Here is a 21354-nt window from a genome sequence, read left to right on the forward strand (position 1 = left end):
GCTGGCATTTGCATGATGCTCCCGGTTTGTTATTGGTTCAGACCGTCGTGCTGATCTTCTCTAGTAGCGTGGCGGTTAGCACTACGGCTGCCCTAGCGGAATTCTGGCGACTCATGCCCAGCGGGCACGCATTGCCCACTAACTGATACGGCGCGATCAGGTTCAGAAGTGGTTACGTCAGGCTCCAAATTCGCCAATTTCGATTTAAGGCAGAATGCAGCTACAGGGCGATATCAGTCAAACTCAATTAACTTTAGTTTGCTTCAGAAAATATGAAGTTGCGAACCAACATGCTGGAATTCAACCGACGCTGGCGTCAGTGCGATGCAAACGAACCAACCTTGTTACTTTCCCGACTGCCCTTTCTCCTTTCCTTTCCGCATATCCGGTCGCGTACCCGTCATTGGCGATCTCCGGCCGAAAACCGACGGATTTACTCGGCGGCAGTAAAATCTTGCGATACCCAACGTTTCTTGATCTAATTGCCTACAGGCTTCACCGCACGTCGATCCAACCAAAACCGACACATTTCCACAAGCCGACGACCCTTACTGGAAACCTGTCATTCAAAATCACCTTTTGAAAAGTTTCCTCTGGTGCACAACACGAAAAAATCTAATACTCAGTTGAAATCAGCTAACCTGTAAGCCAGCAAGACGTTCTAATTCATGTCCCGACGCCATTATAATTTGCCGCCGCTTACCACATTGTCGGCTTTTGAGGCAGCAGCCCGTCACCTAAGCTTCAAAAACGCCGCCGAAGAGTTGTCGGTTACTCCAGGTGCTGTCAGCCACCAGATTAAGGCGCTGGAAGGTGATCTTGATACCGTTTTGTTTCAACGCAAGCATCGCGGTGTTGACCTGACCGAGGATGGCAAAGCGCTGTACGAGGCACTGTCTTCTTCCTTCGGGCGTATCTCAAAAGTGCTAGCCACAATCCGCGACCGCACCTCCGGCGGCAAGGTCACCGTCGGATCAACCACCGCAGTGGCAGCCCTGTGGTTATCCCCGGCGGTGATCCGGTTTTGGCGTGACAGGCCCGAGGTCAACGTGGATCAGCTGTCGCAAGATCGCCCGTTCCGTGATCGACCTGATGTGGATTTCTTTATCCGCTACGGGCAGGACAGCGACCCGAATCTGTCCCACACACCACTGTTTCGAGACCACCTGGTCCCCGTCGCCAGCCCAGAGTTGGCAGAAAGGCTGATTGGGGCAAGTCTGGAGACGTTGGCGGCTGAGCGGCTGATCCATCTGGACTCGGAAGATCGCAGCTGGACCACATGGCCGGAATGGTTCCGGCAATTGGGCTGCAATGACACCATCCCGATCGAATCCCGCGTCAACAGTTACTCTGTCGCCCTGCAACTGGCGCGCAAAGGGGCCGGTCTGGCATTGGGCTGGCAACGCCTTATTCAACCTATGCTGCAATCCGGCAAACTGGTGGCCGTCGGCCCGCACCACCTGACAGCGCCCAAGCAATTCTACCTTGTTGGCCGTCCGGATGAAGAACTCTCGGACAGTGCCCGCGCTTTGAAAACATGGATCCTGCAAGAGGTTGAGAACGTTTCGGTTTAGGTGAAATCACCCACTGATGAGCTTTTCTGATATTGAGAAACAGCCACCCCATCCGTCAATACTGAGGGGAAGCATCTAGCGAAACCTCAGGAGAGCCCGATGAACAAGCATAGCGCGCTGTCTTCCGTTCTGGCCGATGTAACCGTCGCCAACGGTCTGCCGAACGAGCATTATGTCGACCCGGCCATTTTTGCCGAGGAGAAAAGATCTGTGCTTTTTGCCAACTGGTCCGGGATCGGATTTGGCAAGGATGTCCCCGAGGAAGGTGACGCCAAGCCGGTCGATTTTCTAGGCATGCCGCTGCTGATCGTGCGCGACCGGGATGGCGAAGTGGGAGTATTCCAAAACACCTGTCGGCACCGGGGTATGATCCTTGTGGACACGCCGCGAAAAATTGGAGGCGCCATTCGCTGCCCCTATCACAGCTGGTGCTACAGCCTGAAGGGCGAGTTGCGCGCAACCCCCCATGTGGGCGGTCCGGGTCAGAACAAGCACGAAGACGTCCATCGCGATGAACTGGGCCTGATACGGGTACGATCCTTTGTCTGGCGTGACGTGATCTTTGTGAATGTCGACGGCAACGCGCCCGCCTTTGAACAAGTCCACGGTGCGCTGATGGAACGCTGGGGCGATTTTGACAAACCGATCTTTCACGGCGGCGAAACGTCCTCGTTCAAGCTGGAAGTCAAGACCAACTGGAAACTCGCGGTCGAGAACTATTGCGAAAGCTACCACCTGCCGTGGGTCCATCCGGGCCTGAACAGCTATTCCCGGTTGGAAGATCACTACAATATCGAAATGCGTGGTCAGTATTCTGGGCAAGGCACGCTGGTCTACCGGCAACTGACCGATCAAGACGGCGCGACCTTCCCGGATTTCGAAGGGCTCAGCGACAAATGGGATGAGGGCGCGGAATATGTGGCGCTGTATCCAAATGTCCTGTTCGGCGTGCAGCGCGACCATAGCTTTGCCATCGTGCTGGAACCTGTGGATCAAGGAAACACGGTCGAACATATTGAGCTCTACTATGCGAAAAGCATCGAAGACACGCCCGAATATGACGGGCTGCGCGCCTCGAACGCGCAACTGTGGAAGACGGTTTTCGAAGAGGATGTGTTCGTGGTCGAAGGCATGCAAAAGGGGCGCCACGGGATGCTGTTCGATGGTGGACGGTTCTCGCCTGCGATGGACGGGCCGACGCACAATTTCCACCATTGGGTCGCGACACAAATCGAAAACGGCCGCGCCGAGTAAGGCAATGGGCTGGTCGGCTCTTTCGACTGGCTCAGACGGGGACCCGATGGACAAAACCGAACTGGATCGCCTGTTGTTGGACGCGCATGATCGCAATGATCATGCCGCGTTGATCCGCTATTACACTCTGGCCGCCGACACCTGCGAGCAGGCGCAGGACATCGACGCGGCCTGTTTCTACCTGACCCATGCCTTTGTTTTTGCTTTGGAATGTGGCGCGGCAGAGGCGGACGCATTGAACCAAAGGCTTGTTGCCCATGGTCGCGGGCATCGGTTGAATTTCTCGGATTAGTCTTGGGTTAAACTCATTCACCCCAGCATGAAATTTATGCCCATTGCCCGTGCGATTGAGATGGTGACACATGGCAGCGAACCCAACTTTGATATGGCAGGCTCATGAAAACGAAGGCACAGGCGGTGGTGATTGGCGGCGGGGTGATCGGGTGTTCGATCCTCTATCATCTGACCAAACTGGGATGGGCGGATGTTGTTCTGCTGGAACGGGATGAGTTGACTTCCGGGTCGACCTGGCACGCGGCGGCAAACATCCATGGGCTGCATGACAGCACCAACATCAGCCGCATTCAGCATTATACGATGACCCTGTACAAAGAGCTTGAGGCCGAAACCGGCCAGAGCTGCGGCGTGTTTCAACCCGGTTCGCTGTATCTGGCGCAGACCGAAGAACGCGAACATCAACTCAGGCTGCAGGCAGCCAAGGCCAAGCTTTATGGCATGAACTTCTATGAGGTCAGCATCGAAGAGGCCCAGCGCCTGAACCCGCTGGTCAATTATGACGGCATCCGCTGCGTGATGTTTGAGCCTGATGGCGGTAATGTGGACCCCTCGGGCGTGACCAACGCCTATGCGGTCGGTGCACGCCAGCGCGGGGCTGAAATTCATCGCTTTACCCCCGTCACCGCGACAGACCAGCAGGACGACGGTACCTGGATCGTTCGGACACCCAAAGGGGATATCGCAACCCCGTGGGTGATCAACGCTGCCGGCCTGTGGGGTCGCGAGGTGGCGAAAATGGCCGGGATTGAATTGCCTCTGCAACCAACCGAGCATCAGTATTTCGTTACCGAGACCATGACCGATGTGGCCGGGCACGGCACCCGTCTGCCCTCGGTCAGCGACCGGGATGGTGAGTACTACCTGCGACAGGAAGGTCAGGGCCTTCTGGTTGGGGCCTACGAAAAAGACATGAAGTTCTGGGCCGAAGATGGCACGCCGCTGGACTTTGCCCATGATCTGTTCCCTGACGATCTGGAGCGGATCGAAGAGAACATGATGAACGCCATAGAACGCCTGCCCGCCGTGGGCGAGGCCGGGATCAAACGGGTCATCAACGGGCCGATGATCTGGTCACCGGATGCGAACGTGCTGATGGGACCGGCGCCCGAGATGGACGGCTATTTCTGCTGTAACGGCATCATCCCCGGATTTTCGCAATCCGGCGGCATGGGCCTGATGGCCGCGCAATGGATCGTCGAAGGCGAGACTCAGTATGACATGTTCGTCTGGGACATGGCCCGCTTTGACAGCTGGGCCACGAAAGCGTTCACCAAAGCGCGGGTGCAGGATCAATACGCCCACCGCTTTGCCATCCATTTCCCCAACGAAGAACGCAGCGCAGGTCGCCCGGCCCGCACACGGCCCATCTATGACAAACAAGCACATATGGGTGGGGTGTTTGGCCTGAACGCCGGATGGGAGCATCCCCTGTGGTTTGCCGACACGCCCGGTGCCAGTGATACCAACGGCTTTACCCGCCAGAACTGGTGGGGTCCGGTGGGCGAGGAATGCAAGATGCTGCGTGAACGCGCCGGTATCATCGATATTTCGAACTTTGCCAAATATGTCTGCACAGGCCCGGGGGCCGAAGACTGGCTGAACGCGGTCTTTGCCAACCGGATGCCCAAGACGGTTGGGCGGTCCTGCCTGACGCCGTTGATCTCAAAACGTGGCGGGATCGCCGGGGACTTCACCGTGACGCGCTTGGGGGCCGAGGAATTCTGGATTATCGGTTCCGGCATGGCGGAACGCTATCACAAACGGTTCTTCAAACAGGTGCCCCTGCCTGATGGCACCACATTTGAAAGCCGGACAGAGGCAATGTGCGGCTTCAACATCGCCGGTCCGAAATCGCGCGAAATTCTGCGGCGCCTGACCAATGTGTCGCTTGCCACCGAAGACTTTCCCTTCATGCGCTCAGCCAGGATCGAACTGGCAGGGGTCGAGGTTCTGGCCCTGCGCGTGTCCTTCACCGGCGATCTGGGGTGGGAGGTTCACTGTGCCACCAAGGATCAGCCCCGCCTGTATGATGCGCTGATCGAGGCGGGCAAAGCCTTTGGAGCTGGCCCCGTAGGCAGCCGCGCCCTGATGTCCCTGCGGGTTGAGAAAGGCTATGGCTCTTGGAGCCGCGAATACAGCCCCGAATACTGGCCGCATGAGGTGGCGCTGGATCGGTTGTGCAAATTCAACAAGGATTTCCTGAACAAGGACGCCGCGATGGAGGTTTTGAAATCACCGCCGCGTGAAAATCTTGTTCTGTTGCATCTTGATGAGGGCGACGTGACCGCCTCTGACGCTGATGCGACAGGAGGCGAGCCGATCTTCAAGGACGGGATCGGCATCGGCCGCGTGACGTCGGGTGCCTATGGCTATTCGGTCGACATGTCGCTGGCTCTGGGCTTCGTAAAGAACGCTCAGCCTGGTGACGAAGTCGAAGTGATGGTGCTGGGACGACCTCACAAGGCCGTCATTCTGCGGGAACCGCCCTTTGATCCCAAAGGCGAAATCCTGCGCGGCTGATCGAACCGTGATCAGCCCCTGACTCAACGGGAAGCTGTTCACGCGCTCCTCTCGGTTTATAGTCCGAACCGACCATCACGGTCGCTTCGGGAGGGCAGGACGCATGGAACACAGCACGGATATGCTGATCGTCGGCGCCGGATTCACGGGGCTGACCATGGCGATTGAAGCCCGCAAGCGGGGCATCAGCGATATCACCATCCTTGAAAAGGCAGGGGACATCGGTGGCACATGGCGCGAAAACACCTATCCCGGCGTCGCTTGCGATATTCCCTCGCACCTGTACTCGATGGCCTCACACGCAAACCCGGACTGGACCCGCGCCTATGCGGGCGGAGATGAAATTCAGGCCTATCTGCAAAAGATCTGCCGCGAAGAGGGTTTGTATGACCTGTGCCATTTCCACCAACAGCTGAAATCCGCGCGATGGGACGGGGGCCGTTGGCATATTGAAACCGACGGAGGACAGCGTTGGACCGCACGTTTTCTTGTTTCGGCAATCGGCGCTCTGCACTTGCCAAGTATTCCCGACATTCCCGGCGCAAACCGCTTTCCCGGCCCTTGCTTTCATTCAGCGCAATGGGACCATGACGTAGACCTTGCGGGTAAACGCATCGCAGTTGTCGGAACTGGGGCATCTGTCGTCCAGTTTGTCCCTGAGATCGCGAAAACCGCCGCTCAGGTCACGATTTTCCAACGCGCGGCCCCGTATGTTTTACCGCGACCGGACGGTCCCATTGCCCCTTGGCTGCGCAAGCTCTACAGCCGGGTCCCGCCAATAGCTCGGCTACGGCGCAAGCTGATCTACATGTTCTTCGAATACCGCCACCGCGTGTTTCGCGGACAAAAGCGGATGGTAGCATTAGCCATGAAAATGTGGCGCGATGCGCTTGAGAAAGAAATCACCGACCCGCAGGATCGCCAAACCCTGACGCCGTACTACCGGATCGGCTGCAAACGCATCCTAAGCTCGAACGATTGGTGCTCCACGCTGGCACGGGACAATGTGACGGTGGTTCCAAATGGGGTCGCCTCAATTGACGGGGATCAGATTACTGCCAGCGACGGCAGCCAGAGGCAGGTCGATGTTTTGATCTGGGGCACCGGATTTCACGTCACCGACGCAGTTCAGCGGCTGGACATCACCGGGGCCGACGGCCTGGCACTGCGGGATGCCTGGGCCGATGGGATGCAGGCCAATCTGGGTACCGCAATAGCCGGGTTCCCGAACTTCTTCATCCTGTTGGGCCCACATACGGGTCTGGGCCACAACTCGGTCGTTTTGATGATTGAAGCCCAGGTGAGCCATATCGGCCGGGCGCTGGAACAGATGAGCCGTGACAAGCTGCAGGTCATAGCGCCAGACGCGGCGAAGCAGGCCGCTTTTACACAAGAGATGCAGGACCGGCACGTTGACAGCATTTGGCAGACCGGCGGCTGCACGTCCTGGTATCAGGGCGCATATGGCCGAAACACAACGCTTTGGCCGGGCACTGTTGCAGAGTTCGAAAAACGCATGGCCCAATCCGGGCTAGAGCAATACACCCCTGTCACACCCCAAGGCGGAGCCCGCTGAAATGACCACAATCCTAATAATCCTCTTCGTAATCACGGTGTTCCTTGTCAGCATGCATCTGTGGACCCGCAAGTTGACCCGAGAGGGCACAGAGAAGGTTCCGCAACCAGGTGAGGTTGTCTCCGTGCGCGGCGGCAGCATTCACTATGTCGAAAAAGGGGATCCCGCGAACCCGACCCTGATCATGATCCACGGGCTGGCCGGGCAACTGCAGCACTACACTTATGCGTTGATGGACAGGCTGACCGACGATTTCCACGTCATCGCGGTGGATCGGCCCGGAAGCGGATATTCCACACGCGACACAGCCGATCTTGCCCGCTTGCCGGAACAGGCCCGCATGATCATGGAGTTTCTGGACAAGAAAGGCGTTTCTGACCCCGTTTTGGTCGGCCATTCGATGGGGGGCGCGGTGTCTCTGGCCATGGCGCTGGATTATCCTGACAAGGTTGCAGGTCTGGCTCTATTGGCCCCTTTGACGCACGAAATGCCAAGCACTCCGTCGGTATTCAAACCGCTTGAAATCCGGGCCGAGTGGTTGCGGACGGTGATCGGAAATACAGTTGCTGTGCCCGTAGCAACCAAAACAGCACCCAAGACCATTGGGGCTGTGTTTGATCCCGAACCAGCGCCTGCGGATTTCCTTGACCGGGCCGGTGGTGCGCTGGGTCTGCGCCCTTCGGCGTTTATCTCGGCGTCGCAGGATGTAATCGGTGTCGATGCCAGCATAGGGGCGCAATCGCAACGCTATGGCGAGCTGAACCTGCCCGGTGGCGTCTTGTTCGGCGCCGGGGACGTAATCCTGTCGCCTGCCGCACATGGGGCACCAATGATCCAATTCGGGTTCAGCTACGAACAGCTTGAAGGGATGGGTCACATGATCCCGATCACCGCGCCGGACACCTGCGCCGCGTTCATCCGTGGGATCTCTGATCGCGCACGCATCAAGGCCTGAGCGAAGAAGGAAAAGGGTGCATCGACAGTCAAAAAGAATCCCGCTGAGAGCGCCTTTTCCCTCTTGACCCTCACCGGCCCCTCCCTTAAATCGCCTTTCACTCATGGCGGAGTAGCTCAGTTGGTTAGAGCAGCGGAATCATAATCCGCGTGTCGGGGGTTCAAGTCCCTCCTCCGCTACCAAAATCCCACACAGATAAAACACCAATAAATCAAAGGCTTTATGCAACCCGAACCGTCGCTCAATGTAGGTTGGCACGGCGTGTCTAAGCACGTCAAAGTCGTCAAAATTTGGGGTTTTCGCACATGTAGGAGTGGAATAGGAGTGGAAAATTGGACGGCTAAGACGGCTAAATGGTTGCAAAGCGACTCAGTGATTACCCGCGTCAGCGGCATTGGTGGTCATTCACTTCTTGCGGATCTTCACCAGCGGACAGTTTTTTCGGACTTTCCTATCCATCCAGCCCCCGCCGCCTGCGACTTCGTCAATGACGGGTTTTCGTAGCGCTGCAACAGCTTTCGGACAGTTTTGTGTTTTTTCCCGAACAAGATGACGCGATGTTTCGTTGAGTTGGCCACCAAGCAGACCTTCGCTGCAGGCGCACACTCGCCCATTTGAATGCGGACTGGTGATGCTGCCCGGACTACGAGACCTTCTTGGCGGTACGATAGCGGACATTCAACAACGCAAACGGCTCATTATTGCGGATCTACAGTAACTTCCCGAACCTCCCCGTTCGCGAGCTTTAAGCCTGCGACTTCTGAGCTATTGAGAACCCGAAGGAGTGTTACGATTTCATCGGTAAGGACTTTACTGTCACTCAAGCGCTGTCGCGCGACCTCTTCGCTAGAAGCCGCGACATAAAACTGCTCTTTCGAAACTCCACCTCCCGTAAGATCCTTCACCTTTACTTCAAACAAATAACCGTTCATGTGACTCCACTCCTATTTGTTAACCATATGGTCCCAGCGACGCTTCCCATTGCTTCAGGAAGGGGAGGTTAAGTTCGTCTTCGACCACCTCCCGAGAGTCCAAGAGAAATCTTGGTGCATTTGATCTCGCTGATCTTCTTCCAAACATGCCAGTTTTCCGCCGATAGAATTTTTTCAGCTTCTCTGCGGAATAAAGTTTGCAGACTGCCCCATCGAACCTGACAATGGTTTGCCCCATGTTGCTGGCCATCACTCTTCTAATCCGCCGAAGGCGGTAATCTCGCCCATCACGACCAAGCAAAAAAATGGGCTTTCGATATAAATGCCAACGAACTTGAAACCTCATGACGTGCTGCTCCCCATTGTTGAATTTTCAATTTAGTCGAGTTCGCTACGAAGAATTGTTCTATTTAGTTCGATCACATAGATGCTGTTAATTACTACGGCCGCGTTAACGTTGCCTTGAGAAAAGTCTCGAAACAACAGCAGTGCATCACGGATTTGGGCTACACATGGCCACCACCAAAGGGATTGAAAATCAAGAGGTAAGTCACCAGGTACTCGCCATTCCCGCTCGTGAGTCCAGTCAATTGGATTTGGTTGATCTAACGCTGTCGTTATTAACCGGAACCGCTCATTTTGAGGCCACATAGGGTTGAGTGGGTTCTCCGTATAGATCGCCGGACGCCCGCCGCGAGCCCAAAAAGCCGCTTTGCTCACGATTATTCCATACGGTTGCCGACCGCTAGGATTTGTTTGGATCAATTCTGTCCAGTTTTGGGGCGGCACATCGTAAAAACAAGCGGCTCCGCTTGGATGGTACCTTGTGATTGCATCAGCTTTTGAGGCCTGCACCGATCGGCTGTTAATAATGCGCCTTAACACCACATCTGCTGGTTCTAACTGTGATCCGCTCCATCCTTGTTTGGTAAAGTGAACAAGCCACTGCGAGATATCGTCTCGATTTAGGGCTGTTTGGTATCTTTCGCCAACCATATCTAACCATTTGATTTTATTTTTTCCGTGCGATCCGTCACCGCTCCCGTTAGTCGCCTACAGGTACTGAATTTTCGGTGGCCGATTTCAGAGAAGAATTGTCGATTGCCTGCCCTAAAAAGACACCCACAATCACACCCAGAATACCAAGCAACCCAGCCAAAACGGTAGTGCCCAGTGCGAGATACTTCTGCCGCTTGATTGCGCGGCGTTCCAATTCCGCTTTAACTAAGGCGAAAATTCCTTTTGTTTTAGAATTACAAGTACTTAAAATTGAACCCTTCTGCCAAACAAAATATGATAGCTCATCAAGAGAAACTGACCTTAGTCGAACTCTAGCTTGATCGACCAACTCTTTGCTGCCGGGTCCAAAATCGGTGTACACTTTGTCCAGATCCAATTCGCCCTCCTCTTACTGAAGTTTCATCATCTTGTGGCCGAAGCACGAAAGAGCAGGAAGTTGATCCTCTACTTTGGCAATGTCTGCTTCGAGGGTTTCTAATAGCCAAATTGCTATAACGCTCCAGCCAAGTGCCTCTTGCTCACAGTGATCCCAATCATCAGAAAACCTAATTCTTCCCTCTTTACGGCTGGTTTTTCCAAACCAGTTCAGTGTTCCGAAGGCGTTTGGGTGTGCAAAGTCTGACAAAATTTCATACTTTTTGCTAAGACCGGGATGACGTTTCTCGAGCTTCCCGATTTGTGTAAGTATGCTCACAGAGTTGACGTCAACACCGTCGGACGCGACGAAACTCGCTGCGGACTTTTCTCTGGTTGCAAACGATCTCTTAAGAACAAACTCGTCAACCCTCTCTAGATCCGCTGAGGTTTTCAGTGGTTTCAATTTATTGGGCAGTTGGACCGCGAAATGGGAGTACGCAGCAACGGTTTCGACAGCCGATCTAGAGAGGATTATAGCAGATAGACCACTACTATTTTGTCTTAGCATTTCGGCGCCTCCGCATAGCTGAAGGCATCGCCATAGGTTGGCTTGTCCATATGCTCGAATTTTGTCAGATACATTAAAGCCTGTAGGAGGTTCACCGAAACGCATGGTGTGGAGACGCTGGGCAGCCAACCTTTCGAACAACTCCCTCAATTCACTGATAGAGTTTTCACTCAGATATTTTTTCACTATTTCGCGGTCGGCAAGTATCAAACCTTCAACCCTCAATCTGTTTTAGAATCAACGCTGTAGTCTAATCGCTTTGTACCCTCACGCAAACAGCGGCGAGTGCTTTCCGTGTTCTTCACGGGCTTCTCATCAGGATCGACCGCGTTAAGGTCAGCTAATAGCGCACCGGCAGTCATATTCTTGACCATCACACCGCCTTTGGCCCGGCTGACGAGGTGAAACTCGCCCGCGTTACAAAGGCTCTGAATTTACTTCTGGCGGTTGGGATGGCTCAGAAACCAGTGCTTTGCTCTCCACTTCACATCAGGATCCGCAGCATTGCGGGTGGCCATCCCAGTCTTGATCCTCTCAGAAATCATACCGCTCTCCAATACTGCTATGGACGCGATGATGTGAAAAAAGAACTTTTTGGTGTTTGGTACCTCCAGTCAAAATCCTTTGAATGTCTGCTTCACCGAAAAATATGTGGGTAAGTATTCGACACATAATGCACATCGATAAGTAGCCAAATTTTCTAGATTGAGCGATATAGTTAACGGCAGCAAAGGGCTCGCAGCGACGTATCCAAGGCCACGGAGCTGCCGTTCGCTGCATCTGCGAAAATCGTGCTGCACACTCAAAACGATCCTTCGGGAGAGCAGAAGAGGGCATTTGCCACAAAAGAAAACCTATACATTGACTACTTGCGAAGCGGACATTGGTGGCGCTTGGCGATGTGTATTGCGTTAGTTAAGGTTGGTTTGAGGGAGCAAACAACACGTGAAAGAAACTAGGGAAGCTCAAAGTATAGCGATCGCATTGTCAGGCGGCGGGGCGCGGGCAATCGCTTTTCATTTGGGGTGTCTAAAGGCCCTTCATCAAACGGGGATACTTCAAAGAAGCAAGACACTCTCATGTGTTTCGGGGGGAAGCGTTATCGGAGCGATGTACGTCGCGCATGAAGGCTCGTTTGAGAGCTTCGAGGACAAAATATGCTTGCTGCTGGAGCAAGGTCTTGTCTCGAAGTCGATTAAAACCGCATTTACAACCTCTGAAGGTCTTAAAGCAGTCCTTTGTAGCTTAGTTCTTCTGGCGTACAGAATTCTTCAGCTTATCTCATTGCCGTTGTATTGGGTCGCAAACGTTTTCGCGCGCCAACTTAACATTGATCTCACGACCGGAATCGGAACAACTTCGCCTAGAAGATTTGCAAGCCGAACCACAATTCTAGAAAGAACTTTGGACAAGTTCCTCTTTGAAGGCAAAACCCTGAAGGATTTGGAAAATGCCCCTCAGAAATTCGTTTCTGTGGCGGCAGAGCTGAGGACTGGTTCAGCGTTTTACTTCACACCCGGTGAAAGCGGTTGTTGGCGGTTCGGTAAGGTGAATCCGGGTCAGATAAAAATTGCACGCGCTGTAACGGCGTCGGCCGCATATCCCATATTTCTTCCAGCGCTCGATGAAGTTTTTGCGTTCAATCGCCGGGACGGATCGGTTAGATCTGAAAGGGTTACCTTGACGGATGGGGGTGTCTACGACAACCTTGGCCTATCTCCACTTTGGCCTGACCGCGACCCGAAAATAAGTGTCGACATTCCGGTGCCAAATGTCATCATCACTTGTCGTGCGGGCTACGGCTTGAGGTTCGGGAGACCAGCCAATTCAATGGTAACACGCATGACCGCAAGTTTTTATACGATTTTCGACCGATCTCAGAATGCGGCGCTGAAACGGTTATATGATCTTAAGTCCGCAGGGCGCCTCAAAGCAATCGTCTTGCCCTATATTGGTCAGGCAGACGATAGGCTAACGCACGCTCCCGCAAACTTCATAAAACGAGATGAAGTCTCTGGCTACCCGACTAATTTTGGACCAATGAGTAAAGCGTGGATCGATAAGCTTTCGAAGAGGGGTCAGCAAGTAACCCTTGCCGTGCTCCAACAGCACAATCCTGAACTCATCTCAGAAGCGATCTGACTACCCCATTTCATCGATGTAGAGCGCGCCGTTAGCCGCAACTGAAATGCGCTTTCTTCCGTTGGTTTTTGTCGTAAGAAACTTCTTTTCAATGTCATCGATATACAAACCCGAAGCACAGGTACGGAATCTCGGGTCAGTCTCGCCTGCACCATACCCATCACTGATAATTACCAGGTCAGGTTTGAAGTAGTCGATCATGCCGGGCGAATAGCCACTTTTTCGACCATGATGAGGTGCAACTAATATGACAGTGGAGGTGTCAGAAATCAGTTCGCTGAACAGGTTGGGGTTCTTCGCTATAAGCCGTTCCCAGCCAAATTCTTCAATGTCACCGGGAAATATGATGACCGTTTCTTGATATTCATAGGCAACAACGATCGACGAATTGTTGATAGTTTGTGCTTCGGACCAATCAAGAAACGCATACTTAATGCGAACCCCGCCATTGAGATCGGGGTTGCGGGGGCTTTCTTCCCACGTGATTGAAGTGGTGTAAGATTTGTCGAATTGTTTGAGCACCTGTTGATAAATTCGCTGAAGCAGGCCGTATTTCTCTTTGTCGGGCACACTCTTGTTGCGAAGATAAATTTTGGGACTTCCCAAGTAGGCTTTGAGGTTTTCGAGATCACCAACGTGGTCCGCGTCCTGATGGCTTATGATCAGGTAGTTGAGAACATCACCGTCAGACCAATGTCTGTCTCGGATATGTTCTGCAGGGGAGAAATCGTCTGACTTCCCAGCGTCGATGATGTGATTTTGACCGTTCGGTGTGCGAATGTGAATACATAGTCCTGCACCAACTTCCCAGATTCGTATGTCCAACCCAACCAATTAAAACAATCTCCTTCAATAATTCTCTTTCAATAGGCACGACCGTAACATCGTATCTTAGCCGATAACAACTTCATTAGCTGGGCAGTGTTGTGATTTTATTCGGCTATTTATCTCCAAAAATTCTACGATTGCGCGAACGGCCTCTCTATAGAAGCTGCATTACTGAGTGAGAATTCTCAGTCAACGGCAGGTTTTGGCCGCGTGTGATGGAAGCGGAGACAAAAGTGGATTTTAGTAACAGGATTTAGGCCTCTAATTTTCCCTTCTTTCGCTCGTGGCGGAGTCTACGCGGCGATAGTGGCCAAAAACATAATTCCTCCCTCAACCCGTTTTCGTATCGCCAGCAACCTACTAAAGCCGAACTTACCTGCAGGTCCGTGAGTACCCTCATTGAAATCATCAAAGAGCCGGATCACGTTTTCGATATCTGCATCCACGAAACCTATCATCTCGGGAGTGTCCGCGCCTTTCAACCTGAGCAAGTATTGAATCTTCGAACGCCTGGTTGGCTTACTGCCGTTCGGAGTCATCTGGCATTCTGGGTCGGCCTCCTTTACTTCTTTATCACTCGCCCACTTCTCCAGTATGTCGGTGAATATCTCTCTAGCACTAGTACAAAAGTGCCGCCCAGCATCCGGATTGTTAGGGCTTAGCGAGAATATGGCCCCACGCCATCGGTCTAGCAGGTCGTCAGATAGGTCTGACAAATACTCTAGGATGCCTGTTTCCTCCAACACCTCAATGTCGTCTGCTGGCGCGTCAGCCAACAGACTCTCTGCAACGTCTGCACTGTTTGAGCTTTCCACCTCAGCCAAGCGAACCAGAGCCTCGTGCTGTTCAGAACCATAGCTTTCATCCGCTACCCGCTCGAAGCGTTGTAGCAAATCGACGGTGGCACTACGAACTTCTGGGTAACGTGTGGAATTGCTCGATTGAAGCGAAGAAATCTGCTGATTAATTTTGGCCCGATTGGATCGAACTTTGGCGTTGAGGGTGTTTACAGCACGGTTGTACTGACCAACGGCATTTTTGTGAGCCTGTCTTTGCTTTCTCACCTCGCTGTTATGTCGCCGGACGTCAGCATTATATTTATTGACAGCCGCTCTATTTTCTCGATTAGCTTTATTTACGGCCTGCTTAACCTTGGCATTATGCTGTCTCACCAAAGCGTTGTATTGAGATGGAGTCACCCGCCTAGCCATGTCGAGACCTTTGCTATAGATTAATAATAATTTCAGCAGGTTAGCCTGCAAAGGCGGCCAAATCAATGAAAAGATAAGAACCGCCCGAGGGCAGCTTTAGTGTTTTCTATCGGAATGAGACCACGCCCTCAGACGATCTTTCTCTAGATAGAACCTGCCTATTGGTCATCAAGCCTGTCAAGATGCTGCCGGGCGCACGAATGGCCGCTTCAGGAAGCCGCATTACATCGCTGCCACTTGCCTCGGAGGTCCGGTATGGGCCGACCATCATGCCGCGACTGCAAATGCATGAAATCGCAGCAATGGCGGGTGTGGGCTCTTAGCATCAGTCGTAGCTAGCCACTGAAAATGTCTGCAATGAGCCCAAACCTACCGAGATCATGCGCTGTTTCAAAGCCGTCTACTGCAACCTTTTTTGAGGAAAATTCAAAACTTTATGAGGGTCAAATTTCGGGACAAAAAAGAAAAACGGATAGGGGGAAATTGCGATCACGAGCGGTGCGACCCTCGCTGCAACTCGGTGTTGTAAACTTTATTCCGCAAGTTTGCACGGGGTCTTGGGACGGGTACGGGGTTGTTTTTTGAGGTACCTACATACCCCCATCTAGGTACCAATATTATTATTTAAATACAATAGCTTACAAATTACTTAGCGTTGCGTGATCCATGGAGTTTACCTGTGGCCTTTTAAGCCGCCAACGCGGCCCATACCCGCCCAGATACGCTGTTAAGCTACCTGAGCTAGTCTCTTGCGCAGATTGGATACGCTGGACGGATGCCACTGACCCCCACGGGCCGTCTTGATGCCTCGTTTATTTAGCTCATTTGCCTGTTCATTCAGAGTGCGGAACCCATGCGTTTCGAGGTCGTCAATTACTTCTGCTAGGTCGTTCGCGCGCGCGTTGGCACGGTCTTTCATGACCTGCACGGATGCCGAATTGCCCTTGCCTGCGCGGCGTAAGGCTGCTGCGCCGTTGGGATTGCCAAGCTTGGTGCCTTTGGCCTTTGTCGCTGCCAATGCCGCCTTGATACGCGCGCTGATTGCTTCTGCCTCGGTCTGGGCTACCAACGCCAGCACACCAATTGTCAGCAGAGTCGCATGAGGGTTATCACAGCAGACGAAATCAACGCCGGACTCCTGTAAACTTAGGAGAAACGCAGCCGAACGGGACAGACGGTCAAGACGGGCAATCACCAACGTCGCACCAGTCACGCGCGCAAGCTTCATGGCTTTGGCAAGCTCTGGTCGGTCATTTTTGCGGCCTGACTCCACTTCGGTGAATGCGCCTACGATCTGAGCCGCGTTAGCGGCGGCGTATGCTTCGATGGCGGTAGTCTGACCTGCAAGGCCCAGCCCAGACGCCCCCTGCCTTGCAGTCGAAACCCGGATGTAGCTGACAATCTTCACGACAAAGCGCCCCTTTCAAAATGGCCTATCAAACGTTTGGACAACAGGAAACCGTTCAGAAGTTCTTGTACCATCTTGCCGACAATCCAAATCACAGTGAGCTGGCGGAAGCAGCACTGTTGACTTACTGGATGGATTTTCCTCAAGACTGAAGGTGAGGATTTCTGGAGTTCACCTAGCTAGTGCACCGACCTTGTCGTCTAGGCCAAGATTGTGCCAACCAACAATCCAATGACGACCCACGTTGAAACTGCGGAAAGAGACAGCACGTAGTTTGACATCTGAACTTCCAATCTCACTACTTGGGAGGTTGTCGACTTTTCATCGCTAATAACGACTGATGGCCAATATGCAAGAAGGCCAATGAACCCGTCAGAAACGCATTGTTAATGTCTCGTTAACAATCACCTCGCCAACATCCCCAGAAATAGCGAGTAGCCTAAAGAGAAAGGATGCGTCGAACTGAAGATCCTGCCCGAGCCAAAAACCAATACGTGCACCATCAGGAGCAAATAGGTTGAAGGGAGGGTGGTTGAGGGGCTGGACGAGGGGGTAAGCGCCAGCCCCTCACTCAAGGGGGTATACGGAGTGGTAGTCGTTATCCGTTAACCAAAACGTACCTGTAGATTCATCTGACCGATATTGGGGAAACCCCGTAGCCCGCTTTTTTCTGCCTTAAGCTTTTTCTTCCCTCGGACAGGACTGACTGCCGCCCTTGGCATTCCTGGGCATGTGAGAGCAGAGTTCGTCCAGCCAACCGGCATCTGCTGCAACATTGTACGCTGTTTTGTCGCCTCGTGCGAAATCGGACCGAGTATCATAGCCGAGAGCAACTGAATGGCAGCGCTCTTTGTTCCAGTATCCTTTGGACTTTTTTTGTCTGGGCATAGGCAATCCTCCTGCACGACATGTAATGGTGCAGGGTGGCTGCGAATTGTGAATTTTGGCCAAATAGTTTGTTACATTGGACATCAACGTCTGCTTTGCCAAACATCGATGAAATTGCACTGAAAGCCGCTCAATCAATTCGTTCGTTAATCACGCGCTCAAGCTGACGAGCCGCACGTACATGCTCACTAATAGCTTTCCTCAGGAGTTGTGCCTCGCGGCTTCGCATGCCGTGTTTGTAGGCAGGGTTCGCCTTGCCAGGGCCTTGTCCGCCACCCGCCATGCATCCGGCAAACCGACCAACCGCGAACCGCCGGGTTCTTGATGGGCAGGCCGCTGCGTTTTGACGTCGCCTTACACCGAAGGGCCGCGTGTGCGCTTTCCATGGGATTGGAGGCCTGTTTCATTTCTTGCCCCCCCGGTCTCGACATTGCCAACGATGGCCTGCCCGCCGTCTTCAACGTGCTTCTCAGTTGCCGCCATTGCATAAACGCGTCGCGCAAAACTCTGTTCGGTCTCAGCTTCATTCCGCATGATTTTCCCGAACGTAGTCCCAGCAATAACTGCGTGATGAATAACGGCAGGGCCGCACTGCCGCCCATCCTTCGCAGGCACAATGCTCACAAAGAGGGGTTTCGTTTCCACGTCATTGAAATTTGCCAATTCCAACTTGTCCAGTCGACGTTTGATGCTCATATCATCCTTCCTCCGTGAGATTTACATGTTTGCATCCGGCTGCGTCCAAGAAGCATTGGAACAGTTTTGCGCTCGGGGTAGTTTGCTTAGACAGCTCAACACATCTCGGAGCCACTTCGTCATCAACGCGTCCGTCTAAAATTAAAGCGGCGATTGTCACGGGGGACGCGCCCGAGGTCAGGTCACACAGCGGTGTGCCGCGAATTCGCTCCGCCACGGCATGAAGTTGTTTCATTAACTCAGAAGTAGCTCCGCTTTTGGCAACCGACTTGGTTACCTGCTGGCTTTCCAACGCTGCCAATCGATTTCTGATGCTCATTTCTGCACCTCCAATGAGGCAATCCTGCGCTCAAGTTCTGTCGTTTCCAGAACCCGCCGGTACTGCTCCACCAGCCCCATGACGGTTGCGCCTTCCAAAGGGGTTACCTCTCCATCAGAGACAGCCTGTAGAACCGCCTGAGCAGCCTCTGAGGCGTCCTCAGCAGAACCTATAGGGGAAGGTCGAAGTTAACTGGAGCGTCTTTCCTGGTGGGCGCTATACGCTCCAGGCACAGACGCAGACCGCATCAGCCCCTCCAGGACCTGGCGCTTGTGCTTGGACGCGTAGATTTCGCGCGGCTCCTGACCTGGGTCAGTTACCCGGTACAGCGCTGGTGCCGTCAGGTTCGGGAGGTCTGCCCAGTGACGCACTGTTCTTCATAGGCTCAGCTTCAAACCGCGTGATGTCATGCTTTACTTGCCATATCTGGAAACTATTTCGAAAAAATCATCATTTTACATGAAGGATTAACCAATGCGATCATGCCTCCTGTCGGATGGGGAGGATCAGATGCGCACACAGGTCGTAGTGATCGGCGGCGGGCCTTCAGGATTGCTGTTGTCGCAGCTGCTGCATGTCCACGGAATCGACAGCATCGTCCTGGAACGGAAGACCAAAGACTATGTTCTGGGGCGCATTCGTGCAGGTGTTCTGGAACAGGGATTTGTCAACCTGATGGAAAAAGCAGGCGTTGCTGATCGCCTGCACGCCGAAGGGTTTGAACATGACGGGACCCTGATTGCGTTTGACGATGATTGCTTTCGGATCGATTTCAACGCTCAGACTGGCACACCAGTAGTCATTTACGGTCAGACAGAGGTGACCCGCGATCTGTACGAGGCGCGGGAGGCCGCAGGCGGCACGCTGATTTTCAACACCGAAGATGTCACAATTCATGATGCGGATACCGACCACCCCTTTGTCACCTACAGCGTGGACGGGCAGGAACAGCGCATTGATGCTGATTTTGTTGCTGGCTGCGACGGGTTTCACGGGGTCAGTCGACAGGCCATCCCGCTCAGCGTTCGGCGTGAGTACGAGAAAGTGTATCCGTTTGGCTGGCTTGGGATTCTGTCCGAAACCCCGCCGGTGCATGACGAACTGATCTATTCCTCATCCCGTCGCGGCTTTGCCTTGTGTTCCATGCGCAATGAGAACCTCAGCCGCTATTACATTCAGTGTTCCCTGTCGGACAGCCCCGATGACTGGACCGACAGCGCGTTTTGGGCCGAGCTTAAACGCCGCATCCCAAAGACCTTCGCCGACCACCTTGTGACCGGGCCCTCGATCGAAAAATCGATTGCTCCGCTCAGGTCTTTTGTGACCGAGCCGATGCAATGGGGACGGTTGTTTCTATGCGGCGACGCAGCCCATATCGTGCCGCCCACTGGTGCAAAGGGACTGAACACGGCGTCCTCGGATGTGTATTACCTGCACAATGCGCTGCGCGATTACTACGATCACGGATCGCGCGATGGCATTGACGCCTATTCCCAAAACGCGCTGACCCGGATCTGGAAAGCCGAGCGGTTCAGTTGGTGGTTTTCGTCCCTGATGCATCGCTTTCCGGATCAGTCGGAATTTGACCTCAAGATACAGCGCGCAGAGATTGATTTTCTACGCACCAACACGGCCGCGCAAAAGGCGATGGCTGAAAACTATGTCGGATTGCCGTATTGATGGGCGCACAAAAGGAGATTTCGATGATAGATCGTCATGCCACAGGAATGTCTGTTCGGCGCCGGGTTCTGGGGGACGCGTATGTTGATCGCGCCGAAGCTGGGAAATCCGCGTTTGATGCCCCGTTTCAGAACATGATTACAGAAACAGCCTGGGGCACGGTGTGGGCCGACGACACGATCTCGCCCCGTGAAAGGTCCATGATCACTTTGGCCTTGCTGGCGGCTACCCGGAACTTTGACGAGATTCCAATGCATGTCAGGGCTTGCGCCAACACGGGAACATCCCAAGAGGATGTGATGCAAGCGTTCATGCACGCGGCCGTTTATGCGGGTGTGCCCTGCGCGAACCAGGCCGTGAAGCTGGCCAAACAAACATTTTCCGAAATGGAAAGCGAGGCCGAATGACCCAGTTCCCGGATCTGTACCAGAGGGATCGCGAGTGGCATCCGCCTGCCTATGCACAAAACTACAAGACCAGCGTGACCCGTTCCCCGTGTAAAGCACTGCTGTCGCTCGAAACCACCCCAAGCGAGGCGGCAGGACCGACGTTCGGGCATAATGACGTAGATCCATTGGACAAGGATCTGTTGCGGAACTACGCAAAGACCGGTGATCCGATTGGCGAGCGCATAATCCTGCATGGCCAGGTTTTGGATGAAAACGCGCGGCCCGTTCCGAACACTCTGGTGGAAATCTGGCAAGCCAATGCTGGTGGACGTTACCGGCACAAGAAAGACACCTATCTGGCAGCTATCGACCCGAATTTTGGCGGCTGCGGGCGCACGCTTACGGATGAAAACGGCTGTTACTCGTTCAGAACAGTCAAGCCGGGGGCCTATCCTTGGCGCAATTGGGTGAACAGCTGGCGTCCGGCGCATATTCACGTCTCGGTCTTTGGCACCAGCTTTGCGCAAAGGCTGATCACGCAGCTTTATTTCGAAGGCGATCCGTTGATCGCCAAATGCCCCATCGTGAACACCATCCCGGATCAGCGCGCGATCAATCAACTGGTGGCGGCGCTGGATCTGAATGCAACCGTGCCGCTGGACAGTCTGGCGTACAAGTTCGACATTGTGCTGCGCGGGTATCGCTCGACCTACTTCGAAAACCGACCCGAGGGGAACTGA

The 21354-nt window shown here is 53.7% G+C and carries 19 protein-coding genes and 1 tRNA gene; 11 read left to right on the forward strand and 9 right to left on the reverse strand.

The genetic code is table 11. The features are described 5' to 3' along the window. Positions 1-668: 668 nt before the first annotated feature. The 7 genes from SJY13_RS10505 (at position 669) to SJY13_RS10535 (ending at position 8358) form a co-directional block, all read left to right on the forward strand. A complete protein-coding gene (locus SJY13_RS10505; RefSeq protein WP_377190724.1) occupies positions 669-1574 on the forward strand; it encodes a LysR substrate-binding domain-containing protein in 906 nt (301 codons plus the stop codon). Positions 1575-1673: 99 nt separating this feature from the next. Then, the gene (locus SJY13_RS10510; protein ID WP_377190726.1) at positions 1674-2828 is read left to right on the forward strand and encodes an aromatic ring-hydroxylating oxygenase subunit alpha; all 1155 of its coding nucleotides are present in this window, start codon (positions 1674-1676) and stop codon (positions 2826-2828) included. 46 nt (positions 2829-2874) lie between these two features. Further along, positions 2875-3120, forward strand: coding sequence for a hypothetical protein (locus SJY13_RS10515; RefSeq protein WP_085821561.1), 246 nt, complete (start codon positions 2875-2877; stop codon positions 3118-3120). Between the two features lie 104 nt (positions 3121-3224). Beyond that, positions 3225-5645, forward strand: coding sequence for a GcvT family protein (locus SJY13_RS10520; protein ID WP_377190728.1), 2421 nt, complete (start codon positions 3225-3227; stop codon positions 5643-5645). A 103-nt stretch (positions 5646-5748) separates the two neighbouring features. Next, a complete protein-coding gene (locus SJY13_RS10525; RefSeq protein WP_377190730.1) occupies positions 5749-7221 on the forward strand; it encodes a flavin-containing monooxygenase in 1473 nt (490 codons plus the stop codon). A gap of 1 nt (position 7222) precedes the next feature. Next, positions 7223-8176, forward strand: coding sequence for an alpha/beta fold hydrolase (locus SJY13_RS10530; protein WP_377190732.1), 954 nt, complete (start codon positions 7223-7225; stop codon positions 8174-8176). Positions 8177-8281: 105 nt separating this feature from the next. After that, a tRNA-Met gene (locus SJY13_RS10535) sits at positions 8282-8358 on the forward strand. Positions 8359-8874: 516 nt separating this feature from the next. Here the strand turns inward: SJY13_RS10535 and SJY13_RS10540 are convergent. From SJY13_RS10540 to SJY13_RS10555, 4 genes are all read right to left on the reverse strand, one after another. Beyond that, positions 8875-9108, reverse strand: coding sequence for a hypothetical protein (locus tag SJY13_RS10540; RefSeq protein WP_377190734.1), 234 nt, complete (start codon positions 9106-9108; stop codon positions 8875-8877). 378 nt (positions 9109-9486) lie between these two features. Further along, positions 9487-10104 carry a hypothetical protein gene (locus SJY13_RS10545; RefSeq protein ID WP_377190736.1) on the reverse strand — a complete coding sequence of 206 codons (618 nt, stop codon included), beginning with the start codon at positions 10102-10104 and terminating at the stop codon, positions 9487-9489. Between the two features lie 49 nt (positions 10105-10153). Continuing rightward, positions 10154-10504 (reverse strand): hypothetical protein, encoded by a 351-nt coding sequence (locus SJY13_RS10550; RefSeq protein ID WP_377190738.1) that lies wholly within the window; start codon positions 10502-10504, stop codon positions 10154-10156. Positions 10505-10516: 12 nt separating this feature from the next. Next, positions 10517-11263 (reverse strand): hypothetical protein, encoded by a 747-nt coding sequence (locus SJY13_RS10555; protein WP_377190740.1) that lies wholly within the window; start codon positions 11261-11263, stop codon positions 10517-10519. Positions 11264-11998: 735 nt separating this feature from the next. On the opposite strand from SJY13_RS10555, the gene SJY13_RS10560 reads away from it, so the two are divergent. After that, positions 11999-13195, forward strand: coding sequence for a patatin-like phospholipase family protein (locus tag SJY13_RS10560; protein WP_377190742.1), 1197 nt, complete (start codon positions 11999-12001; stop codon positions 13193-13195). Here SJY13_RS10560 and SJY13_RS10565 read toward each other — a convergent pair whose 3' ends face one another. The 5 genes from SJY13_RS10565 to SJY13_RS10585 form a co-directional block, all read right to left on the reverse strand. Next, positions 13196-14029: a ComEC/Rec2 family competence protein gene (locus tag SJY13_RS10565; protein ID WP_377190744.1), complete on the reverse strand. Its 834-nt coding sequence runs from the start codon at positions 14027-14029 to the stop codon at positions 13196-13198. Between the two features lie 287 nt (positions 14030-14316). Continuing rightward, the gene (locus tag SJY13_RS10570; protein ID WP_377190746.1) at positions 14317-15285 is read right to left on the reverse strand and encodes a pPIWI-associating nuclease domain-containing protein; all 969 of its coding nucleotides are present in this window, start codon (positions 15283-15285) and stop codon (positions 14317-14319) included. Between the two features lie 676 nt (positions 15286-15961). After that, positions 15962-16642, reverse strand: a complete 681-nt coding sequence (locus SJY13_RS10575; protein ID WP_377190748.1) for a recombinase family protein — start codon at positions 16640-16642, stop codon at positions 15962-15964. 1242 nt (positions 16643-17884) lie between these two features. Beyond that, a complete protein-coding gene (locus tag SJY13_RS10580) occupies positions 17885-18226 on the reverse strand; it encodes a hypothetical protein (protein ID WP_377190750.1) in 342 nt (113 codons plus the stop codon). Position 18227: 1 nt separating this feature from the next. Next, on the reverse strand, positions 18228-18545 hold the full coding sequence (locus SJY13_RS10585; protein WP_377190752.1) for a hypothetical protein: 318 nt from the start codon (positions 18543-18545) through the stop codon (positions 18228-18230). A gap of 510 nt (positions 18546-19055) precedes the next feature. Here SJY13_RS10585 and pobA point away from each other — a divergent pair. Genes pobA through pcaH form a run of 3 tightly spaced genes read left to right on the forward strand, consistent with a single transcriptional unit; the run spans position 19056 to position 21354 of the window. After that, positions 19056-20225 (forward strand): 4-hydroxybenzoate 3-monooxygenase, encoded by a 1170-nt coding sequence (pobA, locus tag SJY13_RS10590; RefSeq protein ID WP_377193607.1) that lies wholly within the window; start codon positions 19056-19058, stop codon positions 20223-20225. A gap of 23 nt (positions 20226-20248) precedes the next feature. Continuing rightward, entirely contained in the window at positions 20249-20632 is a 384-nt protein-coding gene (gene pcaC / locus SJY13_RS10595; protein WP_377190754.1) for a 4-carboxymuconolactone decarboxylase, read from the forward strand. Then, complete coding sequence (gene pcaH, locus SJY13_RS10600) at positions 20629-21354, forward strand: protocatechuate 3,4-dioxygenase subunit beta (protein ID WP_377190756.1); 726 nt, start codon at positions 20629-20631, stop codon at positions 21352-21354. The genes pcaC and pcaH overlap by 4 nt, the downstream gene beginning before the upstream one ends.

This window comes from Ruegeria meonggei, assembly GCF_042768335.1.
Taxonomy (GTDB): Bacteria; Pseudomonadota; Alphaproteobacteria; order Rhodobacterales; family Rhodobacteraceae; genus Ruegeria; species Ruegeria meonggei.